Source organism: Nocardiopsis chromatogenes YIM 90109, from assembly GCF_000341185.1.
In the GTDB taxonomy this organism is placed as follows: domain Bacteria; phylum Actinomycetota; class Actinomycetes; order Streptosporangiales; family Streptosporangiaceae; genus Nocardiopsis_A; species Nocardiopsis_A chromatogenes.
Window position 1 is genome coordinate 1 of sequence record NZ_ANBH01000269.1, and the last position, 8,541, is coordinate 8,541.

General features: G+C 70.9%; 6 protein-coding genes. 3 read left to right on the top strand and 3 right to left on the bottom strand.

All coding sequences use genetic code 11. From position 1 onward, the window contains the following. Window positions 1-1,530: molybdopterin cofactor-binding domain-containing protein (locus D476_RS0124690; RefSeq protein ID WP_017626597.1), on the bottom strand; the 1,530-nt coding region annotated here is incomplete at its 3' end. An 87-nt stretch (window positions 1,531-1,617) separates the two neighbouring features. On the opposite strand from D476_RS0124690, the gene D476_RS34425 reads away from it, so the two are divergent. From D476_RS34425 to D476_RS0124705, 3 genes are all read left to right on the top strand, one after another. Next, on the top strand, window positions 1,618-2,262 hold the full coding sequence (locus D476_RS34425; protein ID WP_017626598.1) for a TetR/AcrR family transcriptional regulator: 645 nt from the start codon (window positions 1,618-1,620) through the stop codon (window positions 2,260-2,262). Window positions 2,263-2,692: 430 nt separating this feature from the next. Then, window positions 2,693-3,268, top strand: coding sequence for a helix-turn-helix domain-containing protein (locus tag D476_RS0124700; protein ID WP_017626599.1), 576 nt, complete (start codon window positions 2,693-2,695; stop codon window positions 3,266-3,268). Window positions 3,269-3,358: 90 nt separating this feature from the next. Beyond that, complete coding sequence (locus D476_RS0124705) at window positions 3,359-4,906, top strand: serine hydrolase domain-containing protein (protein ID WP_017626600.1); 1,548 nt, start codon at window positions 3,359-3,361, stop codon at window positions 4,904-4,906. A 12-nt stretch (window positions 4,907-4,918) separates the two neighbouring features. Here D476_RS0124705 and D476_RS0124710 read toward each other — a convergent pair whose 3' ends face one another. Both D476_RS0124710 and D476_RS34430 read right to left on the bottom strand, forming a co-directional pair. Next, window positions 4,919-8,212 carry an NACHT domain-containing protein gene (locus D476_RS0124710; protein WP_017626601.1) on the bottom strand — a complete coding sequence of 1,098 codons (3,294 nt, stop codon included), beginning with the start codon at window positions 8,210-8,212 and terminating at the stop codon, window positions 4,919-4,921. Between the two features lie 151 nt (window positions 8,213-8,363). Further along, window positions 8,364-8,525 carry a DMT family transporter gene (locus D476_RS34430; RefSeq protein ID WP_275041570.1) on the bottom strand — a complete coding sequence of 54 codons (162 nt, stop codon included), beginning with the start codon at window positions 8,523-8,525 and terminating at the stop codon, window positions 8,364-8,366. Between the last annotated feature and the right edge of the window lie 16 nt (window positions 8,526-8,541).

Below are 8,541 nucleotides of genomic sequence, written 5' to 3' on the forward strand. Positions count from 1 at the left end.
GCCGCGGAAGGGCAGGCCCGGCGGGCGGTTGGTGACCACGTCGTAGTCGCGCAGGCGGCGCGGGGAGCGGCCGTAGATCAGCATGCCGTGCGCGGCCACGGCCGAACCGATGGACACCCCGCCGTCGCCCCAGGTGTCGATGGACAGGGCCGACAGGTCGCCCTTCTCGTCGGCGAGCATCGCCAGACGGGTGCGGGTGCCCGGCCGGTTCCCGGCGTCGGTCAGCTCCTCCGAGCGGTCGAAGACCAGGCGGACCGGCGCACCGGCCAGGCGGGACAGCTCCACCGCGGCGATGGACTCGGTGCTCAGCGCCGACTTGGAGCCGAACCCGCCGCCGACGTGCTCGGCGCGCACGTGCACCCGCTCGGGGGCCAGGTCCCAGCGCTCGGCCGCCTCCCGGGCCACCCCGCGCACGTACTGGGTGGACACGTGCAGGTACAGGTCGCCGCCCTCCCAGCGGGCGACGCAGGCATGCGGCTCCAAAGGCGTGTGCACCTGCACCGCGGTGCTGAACTCGGCCGAGAACAGCAGCCGGTCGCCGCGCGCGTGGGCGTCGTTGAGGCGCTTGACGGCGGTGCCGCGGCGGAACCCGAGGCTCGACGGCCCCCGCCGGTTGCCCCGCCACGGCGCGGGGAGCATCCCGCCCTCGTTGCTGGAGGGCGCGGCCGACCGCTCCTGCTTGTCGGAGTAGACCAGGGGCGACCCGGGGGCGGCGGCCGAGCCGGTGTCGACGGTGGCCGGGCGGTCCCGGTAGTCGACGCGCACCCGCGCGGCGGCCTCGCGCGCTTCGGCGCGGGTGGGGGCGGCGACCGCCGCCACCGGCTGGGCCCGGGGGCGCACNCGCACGGTCCGGTCGTCGGGCAGCAGGTCGACGTGGACCGCCCCGCCGGCGTCGATGCGCTCCACCCGGGCGTGGGCCCGGTCCGAGCGCACCACCACCGCCTCCCAGCACCCCTCGGGGTAGACGTCGGTGGTGTAGCGGGCGCGGCCGGCGACCTTGTCGGCGGCGTCGGTGCGGGCCCCGTCGAGGTCCTCGTCGCGGGCACCGGGGGAGGGGGCGTCCTCGTCGAAGCGTCCGGCGCACGCGGATGCGACGGCCGCGAAGATCCCCTCGTAGGCCCCGCACCGGCACAGGTGGCCGGAGAGGGCGTCGGCGATGTCGCCGCGGTCGGGTTCGGCGGCCCCGTGCTCGGCCCGCCACCGGTCGTGGAAGGCGGCGGCCTCGACGACGAAGCCGGGCGTGCAGTAGCCGCACTGCAGGGCGTCGTGGGCGGCGAAGGCGCGCTGTACGGGGTGGCGCCCCTCCAGGCCCTCGACGGTGGTGACCGAGCGGCCCTCCAGCGCGGTGGAGGGCAGCAGGCAGGAGGCGGTGGGGGCGCCGTCGACGAGGACGGTGCAGGCCCCGCACACCCCTTGGCCGCAGGCGACCTTGGCCCCCGTCAGGCCGAGCTCCTCGCGGAGGGTCTCGGCCGCGGCGTCGTCGGGGGCGGGGTGGAGGGTGGTGTGCGCGCCGTTGACTGTGGTGTCCAAGGCGTTGCTCCCCGGAGAGACTGAGTTGACGCCGTCAACATAGGAGGATGAGTTGACGTTGTCAACGCCATCTCCTACGGTTTTCGCGTGATTCCTGGTCGGTCGCCCGATACCCGAGAGCGGCTCATCCGCGCCGCCTGGGACCTGCTCGGCGAGGGCGGCCCCGGTGCGGTCACGCTGCGCGGAGTGGGCGCGCGGGTCGGGGTCTCGCGGACCGCCCCCTACCGCCACTTCGCCGACAAGGACGCCCTGCTGCGCGCCGTCGCCGAGCGGGCCTTCCGGGACTTGGGCGACCGTATGCGCACCACGGCCCGGGGCGCCGAAGACACGCCGTCGGTGATGCGTGCCGTGCTGTTGGCCTACATCGACTTCGCCTCCGAGCACCCCGAGCACTACCGGCTGATGTTCGGTGAGTGGGTGCTCGCCCAGAAGCGGGCCGAGGGGGAGGAAGGCGGGCCGCTGCACGCGGCGGCGCTGTCGGTGTTCGAGATGTGCGCCGGAATGCTGGAGCGGGGGCAGCGCGAAGGCGTGATCCGGCAGGGCGACCCGGCGGACCTGGCGCTGCTGACCTGGTCGACGGTGCACGGGCTGATGGCCTTCGCGCTGTCGGGCCACCTGGAGGCCAAGGAGCGCGGGGCGCGCTCGGAGGTCGAGCGCCTGGTGGGCGAGGTCGTGGAGGGGCTGCTGGCGCGGCGGGGCGCCGTGGATGCTACGGGCGCTGAGGAGGCGTGAGGGCCTGCGGGCCACCAGGGCGAGGGGCGGGAGGGCGGCGACGAGAAGAAGTCGGCGGACGTTGCGGCACCGCTGACGATTGCACGGAGTGTGCGTGGTCGCTGTGATGGGCGGCGACGGAGCAAGCGGGGCGGTTCCCCGGCCCTGCCTGCCGGGTAGCGGGTTCCTCGCGGCCCGGGCGGGCGGCGGCACAGCAGGTGCCCCACGGGCCATAAGTGGGGCACCAGCTCTGCCGTCGCCGCCAAGCACGGTGACCACGCACGCGCACCACGGCCGCCGGGCTGCCGGAAGGGCGGCCCGCTTTTGTCGCCGACCGCCGCCTCGCACGCCGCCGGTCGGCGGCGGGTCGCCGCTGTGTGCGGGTGCCGCGTCGATGGGCGACGCACGCCTCGCCTTGTACGTAATTACGTAAGTGCGTAATATCGAACGTGTGGAGAACCGCGAAGAGCACATCGAGGAGCGGCTCGCCGAGCTGGAGGGGCGGGTCCGGCGGCTGGAGCAGGCCGCGGAGCACGGCGCCGAGGAGCCGGAAGGGGCGGAGGGAGCGGAACCGGACGCCGAGGAGCGGCCCGGCGGCGGGTCGGGCGCGGTGCCGGGCGGCGAGGTCTTCTGGGCCCTGAACCGTCTCAAGGAGATGGCCGACCCCGAGCGCGGCGCTGTGCTGTTCACCGGCCAGGTGCCGCTGCCCACCGGTGAGAACTACGAGTGGCAGATGGCGGCCGAGGCGACGGAACTGCTCCAGTCCGACTGGACCGACATCGCCTCCTCCATCGAGGCACTCGGGCACCCGGTCCGGCTCACCCTGCTGCAGCGGGTGCTGTCGGGGGTCGGCGACACCGCCGCCCTGAAAGAGGACCCCGAGCTCGGGACGACCGGCCAGCTCTACCACCACCTGCGCCGGCTCACCTCCGACGGGTGGCTGCGCTCGGCCGGGCGCGGGCGCTACCGGGTGCCGCCCGAGCGCATCGTGCCGCTCCTCACGGTGCTGATGGCCGCGCGGCGCTGACCGCGCAGGACGGAGGCTGCGATGCAGTGGACGGAGACGGAACACGCGGCACACGGCGGTCGGGCGGAGGGCGCCGGTCGGGCGCCGGGGATGACCGGTCCCCGGAAGGCGGGGGCCGTCGCCGCCGCGGTCGGTGTGGCCGCGGCCATCGGCGCCTACCTCGTGTTCCCGGTGACGCCGCCGGTGGAGCGGAACGTCTCCGGGGACCGAGAGATCGCCGAGGCGGTGCTGGCCGAACTGCCGCGCGGGTCGGCGGTCGGGGTGTCGGTCCTGCTGGAGGAGGATGGACGGGCGCGCGCCGCGCAGCTCGGGACCCGAGACGGCAACGAGCAGGTGGGGGAGGGGACGCGGTTCGAGACCGGGTCCCTGCAGAAGGTGGTCACCGCCCGGCTGCTCGCGCAGATGGTGGAGGACGGCGACGTCGAGCTGGACACCACCCTCGGCGAGATCTGGCCGGACGTGGACTTCGCGGACCAGGCCGTCGCCGACACCACACTGGAGAGCCTTGCCACGCACACCTCGGGGCTGCCGCGCCTTCCCATCGGATTGGACGCGGGACTCACCTGGTCGCTGCTGCCGACCCGGTTCTTCAAGGTCGACCCGTACCGGGCGGCGGGCGACCCGCTCCAGGCGGCGTCGTCGATGGACGGCGCCGGGGTGGCCCCGGACTCGCCGATCGCCTACTCGAACTTCGGGTTCGCCCTGCTCGGCGAAGCGCTGGGTGAGGCCGCAGGGTCGGACTACCGCACCGCCCTGAACGAGCGGGTGCTGGAGCCCCTGGGCATGGACGCGACGGTGGTGGCCGGCCCCGGCGGCGGGCCTCCGGAGAACGCGGCGCCGCCGTACCGGATGGCGTCGGCCCCGGCGGTGCTGTGGTCGGGGGGCCACTACGCGCCCTCGGGGCTCGGGACGTGGAGCACGCCGGAGGACCTGAACCGGCTCTTGGCCGCAGGGCAGGACGCCGGGGACCCGGCCACCGAGCTGACGCACGAGCCGCGGGAGGGCGAGGGCCTTCCCGGTGAGGAGGAGTTCGACGCGCGCTCCGGTTTGGCGTGGGTGCTGTGGAACATCGACGGAACCGAGGTGGCCTGGCACAACGGCGCCACGAGTGGAACGACGACGTTCGCCGCGCACACCGACGACGGGCGGTCGGTGGTCGTGATGGCGAACTCGGCGGAGGCGCCCGCCGAGCGGATCGGCTTCGCGCTGCTGGGGATGGACTCCACGCCCTTCGCGGACGATGGCGGGGGCGGGGTCCTCGCCTACTGGGGCGCCGCGGTCGGGTTGTTCCTGGCCGTGCTGGTCCCGCTGATCACCCTGGTGCGGATCGCGCGGGGCAGGCTCCTGCGGGCGCCGCTGGCGCGGGTGAACACGGTCGCAGAGCTGGCGGTGTCGGTGGCGGCCTGGGCGTGGGCGCTGATCCTCGGGGACTGGGGGACGGTGCCCCCGGCGGTGTGGGCGCTGGGCGGAGGCCTGGTGGCGGCGTCGCTGGTCGCGGCCGGGTTCGGGTGGCGGGCGACGAGCGGGCCCGGTGCGGCCCCGGCGCGCTGGTACTCGTGGATCATGCCGGCGGTGAACGTGGCGTTCGCGGTGCTGGTCCTGTGGGGCACGGCGACGGCGGTCGGGCAGATGCCGTGAGCGTGTGACGGATCAGTACTTGGGCCGGGGGGTGCACACGGCCGCGCTTCCCGGCCCGAGCTTGTCCGCGCCGATCGTTTTTTTAAAGGAGCGGTGCGGTAGTTCGAGTGTCACGTTCTCGATGCCGCTGATGAGTGATAGGTCCAATGGTTGGTTTCCCGTCACTCTGATCCGCCGCAAATGAGGGATGTTCTTCAGCCAGTGAGGAAATAGAATGGGTTTCCGCTGGCGAATATCGACGTGGATGATGAGTTCGTTCAGCTGGTGGATCGAAGTCAGCGGTCCTTTGTTCTGTTGGAGGATGCTGAATCCCAGGTTGACGTTCCGGAGTGTCGCAATATGTGTCAGTGGAGTTAGGTCGACGCTTCCGGTCGATATTGGGCCGTACATCTGAAACTCCCTCAAGGGGATCCCTAGATCCTCGATTCCGAGGATCGTGCGCAAGTTCGGAGTGTGAAAGAAGCGCAAGCGTTCAACTTCCACCCCGTCAAGGTTGATGAAGTGTTTGATGCTGCTGATCTCTTTGTTGCTCCGTATGGTCAGGCTGTTCAGGTGGGGTGGCGCGACGTCGCTGACCGGAAGGCGCGGAAGGTCTCCTTCCAGTACTAGCGAGCTCAACTCGGGACTTTCCTTCAGGACTTCCAGGTTGTCGGTGTGTTCTGGGGCGCTGAGGCAGAGATGCTGAAGGGGGTGCCGGTGCAGTGGCGATGCGTCGGCCAAAGTTGCTCTTCCGGTGGTGGATATGCTTTTGAACTGTCCGAGGCAATCTCCTACGGGGTTCAGGTCGATCTTCCAGGGAATTTTATCCGAGGCGAGGACGAGTTGCACCAAATTGTCCATTCGCCGGAGGTGTCCGAGGTCGGTTTCCTGGTTCCCGTTGACGAGGATCGCCTTCAAATGAGAGGCGTTCGGTGCCACAATGTCCAACTTGTCTCCCGGTGTCGAGAACAAGTACATCGCGTCCATGGGGTAGTGGGGGAGGACGAGCTCTGCGAACCTGCGTGTCGGATTGGCCTCCCAGGCGTCAAGGACGCTCGCGACCATCATTGAAGTGGGTTTGAGCGACTGAAAGGCGTTCGCGATGATCGAGCTGCTCTCCTCGGCCGCGATACCGGCGGCGGCGCGTATCGTGGCTGTGGCCGATCGGGCATCGAGGGCCCTGGCCTCTTCGAGGAACGGTATGGCCACCTCGCCGGCAGTAATGATGGCCTTGACCTGGGCATCCGTACGTGGTGGCAAGAGGGAGCGCACTCTGCGCTCGATGTCGGAGCGTAGTTCGGCGGACAAGGACGTCGAGGTTGCCAGACAGGCCAGTGCCACGATCTGCAGGCGGTCGTGGTGCTTCTTCACCCGGTCCGCACGCTCCAGCAGGCCGCGGATCAGCTCCTCCCGCTGACGTTGGCCCGCATGACCGGCCGCCATCACCACGACCTCATGCCACTGGTCGTCGTGCGCATGCTTGATCAGCAGCGGCAGGCTGTCCTCCTCCACGAGCGCTCGCGCCGCCAGATACTCCTCGAACGTCCGGTGCACGAATGCCACCCGGTCCACCGCCGGGCTCGTCAGCACCCCGCTGCGGAGCATCAAGTGGTCGAAGACCTCTTCGGCGTCCCCGTCCACTCGGTGCATGATCGCCAGCAACCGCCCGATCTGCCGCTGGGCCGTATCCTTCGGGGCATCCGAACTCCCGTTCAGAATCAGCCACTTCGCCAACTCCTGGAGAAGCTGCGTCTTCTCCGTCAACGACATGTCCGGTCCGTCGGCCGGAATGCCGCGCTGCTCGTCGCGGTCGGTCAGGAGCATCGCTAGCGCGGCCTGATACACCTCGATCCGGTCTCTGGGGAGAGCCGTCCTCCGGTCCCGGTACAAGGCGCACAGCAGCGCACACAGCAGGGGAGTGGAGGCGATGTTGCGCAGGTGGCGCTGGCCGAGCACCTTGGCGGTCAGCTCCGACTCATACCGCTCAAGGCGGACTTGCTCATCCTCGTCCACCACCTCACTGCGCACAGCCCGGTGCCAGTACGTGATGAAGGCACGTACGTCCTCGTCGCGGAGTGGCTGCACCTCGGCACTGGCAAAGTCCTGGTGGGACAGCCATCCCTCACTGACGGCGGCCGGGCGCGAGGTCACCACGTACCGGCACCTGGGGAACTCGTCGAGCAGCGCTCGGAGCCACCGCCGGGCGGCCTCCCGCTCGTCCTTCGGCAGTTCATCGACACCGTCGATGAGGAGAAGTGCGCGGCCCTCCTCAAGCAGGCGCTCCACCCAGCCGTCGGGCGCCTCCTTCTGGAGATAGCTCCCGGTCGGGCGGATGAACTCATCATGCTCGGGCAGGCGTTCGCCGACGTAGCGCCGAAGCGGAAGGAAGAACGGGATCAGCCCGTTCCAGTCGGCGAGCGCCGGGGGGAAGTCACCGCGACTGGCCCGGACCGCGATCCAGTGGAGCAGTGTGGTCTTCCCCGAACCGGCCGCGCCGCGAAGGAAGACGCGAGGGTTCCCTGCCAGCGCGGCCTCGGCGGATTGAAGCCCCGTACTGCGCTTGTCCTGGCCCCACTCATGACGTCCCTCGTCCGGTTTCCACGCGTACTCCGGAAGCGTGACGTTCAGGCTCAGGTAGGCGAGGCTCAGCGGGTAGGTGCGCGTCTGCGTGTTCGTGCCGAACAGCTCCAACCGGTCCCACCGCTCAGCCGCCTTGCGCCGGAAAGCCGTCGCGAACTGGGCCTCCTTCCCCTCGCCGTCGGACGCCGAGGGGGTCGGCAGGTGGCGGAGGATCTGGTCCAGCCGCTCCAGGATCAGCGTGTCCCGCCGCAGCAGCTCGGTGAACGCGTCGGCATTGAACGTCGGCAGCGACGTGGTGGTCGCGATCGCGTAGGCGCAGCACTCGGGGAGCAGCCGGTCGTAGACGCCGGTCGCCGCCTCGCTCAGGTCGCGTGTCGCCTGCGGGCTCGCCTGGCGGATCCGGAGTTCGAGGTGGAGGGCGTCGAGGTCCTGGTCGAACAGGGACCCGTCGGTCAGTTCCGCACGCTCGAACGCGCCGGTGACGGCCAGGACGGCCGCCTCGCGCTCATTGTCGGGCAGCCCGGAGAACTCCTGCCCGAGCTGGTCGATCACCCGCTGGGCGATGGTGTCGCCGAAGTCGTCGAACCGGCGCTGGAGCTTGCGCCGGTCCATGGCGTCGGTGACGCGCTTGCCGAGCAGGTCGGTGGCGGTGGCCCCGACATCGGCCGCGAAGGGGACGTCGCCCATCCACAGCTTCAGCGCGGTCTTCACGACGGTGGTGCCCAGCTTGAGCGCGGGGTCGAACATCGCCCTCCTTCAGGGAGCCGGAATCGCCGATTCTGCCGTGGGGCTGGCGATTCCGGTACCCGAATGGGGATTTCCGCGAACCCGGGGAGTGGACACCGTGGGGCCCACCCCACCGTGGGCCCCACGTGACCTGGCGCGCTGCCTGTCCCCGTCACCCTCCGACGAGGTTCAGCCCCGCCACCCCCGCGACGACGGCCGCCAACCCGGCCACTCGCCCCCGCGAGACGGGCTCGCCCAGAGCCGCCATGCCGACGACGGCCACACCCACCGTCCCGATGCCGACCCACGCCGCGTAGGCGGTCCCCACGGGCAGGTCCTCAAGGGCGTAG